This is a genomic window from Lentzea indica, assembly GCF_012184385.1.
Lineage (GTDB): Bacteria > Actinomycetota > Actinomycetes > Mycobacteriales > Pseudonocardiaceae > Lentzea > Lentzea indica.
Genome location: NZ_VSRL01000545.1, coordinates 1 through 1,361 on the forward strand (window position 1 = coordinate 1; position 1,361 = coordinate 1,361).

3 protein-coding genes are annotated in these 1,361 nt (G+C 72.2%); all 3 read right to left on the reverse strand.

The annotated features are described in order from the left end of the window. The coding region (locus tag FXN61_RS49440) for a TSUP family transporter (protein WP_167980640.1) at positions 1-206 on the reverse strand (206 nt) is incomplete at its 3' end. Positions 207-210: 4 nt separating this feature from the next. Continuing rightward, a complete protein-coding gene (locus FXN61_RS49445) occupies positions 211-783 on the reverse strand; it encodes a rhodanese-like domain-containing protein (protein ID WP_167980641.1) in 573 nt (190 codons plus the stop codon). Then, a complete protein-coding gene (locus FXN61_RS49450; RefSeq protein WP_223165925.1) occupies positions 780-1,274 on the reverse strand; it encodes a rhodanese-like domain-containing protein in 495 nt (164 codons plus the stop codon). Before FXN61_RS49450 ends, FXN61_RS49445 begins: the two co-directional genes overlap by 4 nt. Positions 1,275-1,361: the final 87 nt, after the last annotated feature.

Here is a 1,361-nt window from a genome sequence, read left to right on the forward strand (position 1 = left end):
CAGCGGACCCGTCCGGCGCGGGCGTGCCCGAGGACGCCGACCGCCGACGTGACGCCGACGACCACCAGAGAGGCGGCGATGGCCTCCTTGGTGTCCATGCCGGCCACGTAGACCAGCAGCGGCACCATGAGGATCGACCCGCCGCCGCCGAGCAGGCCCAAGGTGATCCCGACGACGACGGCGAGCACGACGGTCAGCATCAGCATCGGGTCACCTGTCCGCGATGAGCCGGTCGATCGGCGACTCGCCGCGGCGGCGGTTCCACGGCATCCGAGCCAATGCCATGCCCAAAGCGCAGGTGTTCGACAAGGCCGCGACGACCAACCCGCCCCCGATCAGAGCCGCCAGCCACTTCGCCTGCGGCACGGCGACGCTGGCGAGCACGGCCGCGAGGACCATTCCGCCTGCGACGAAGCGGACCTGGCGTTCCAGCTCCCACACCTGGCGGCCGCGGTCGAGTTCCCCGCCGGCCCGCTCCCACTCGACGATGCCGCCGGCGAGCACCTCGCTGTGGCCGAGGCCTGCTCCGGCCAGTGCCTCCTGTGCCTGGCCGGCGCGCTGTCCCGATCGGCAGACCAAAACGACGTCCTGGCCTCGCAACAGGGGACACAGGTCGTCCAACCGCTCCTTGAGCACGTCCAGCGGCACGTTGACGGCGCCGCGGATGTGCCCGGCCTCGAACTCCCCGGACGTGCGGACGTCGATCAGGCGCGGGGCGGGGATGCCGGCGTCGAGACGTTCCTGCAGCGATGGGCCGTCAACCGTGCCGAGGTGCCGCGTCATGCGTGGATCTCCTGATGTTCCGGGGCGGAAATGAGGGGCAGACCGGCAGGGCCTGCGTTGTCGAAGGTGTCGTCGATCGCCACGACGCCGAACCCGTGGGCGTCGAGCAGGGCGGCCACCACACCGGCGCGGTAACCACCGGCGCAGTGCGCCCAGATCGGGTCTGCCGGGATCTCGTCGAGGCGGTCCAGCACCTCGTGGATCGGGATGTGCGTGGAGCCGGCGATGTGCTGTTCTGCGCGCTCCTGCTTCCGGCGCACGTCGAGGACGACGGTCCTCGGGTCCCGGGCCGACTCGGCGGCGAGGTCGGCGAAGGTCGCCGTGGGAAAGCGGCGCAACGGCTCGCCTCCCGCCCAGTCCTCTGGCCGGCCGGTGGCCATCGCGGCCGGGCGGTCGATGCCGATGCGGACCAGTTCGCGCTGCGCCTCGGCGACGTCCTCGGCGGTGGTCGCCCACCACGCGTCACGGGCGTGCCCCAGGGGATGAGCCAACCGAGGTAGGTGACGAACGAGCCGTCAAGGCCGAAGTTCACCGTGCCCGCGACGTGCCCGGCCGCGAACGCGGTCCGGCTGCGCAGG

What these genes read in the sequence shown, in the direction of transcription:
- FXN61_RS49445 (WP_167980641.1), bottom strand. Translation starts at nt 783, where the DNA reads ATGACGCGGCACCTCGGCACGGTTGACGGCCCATCGCTGCAGGAACGT.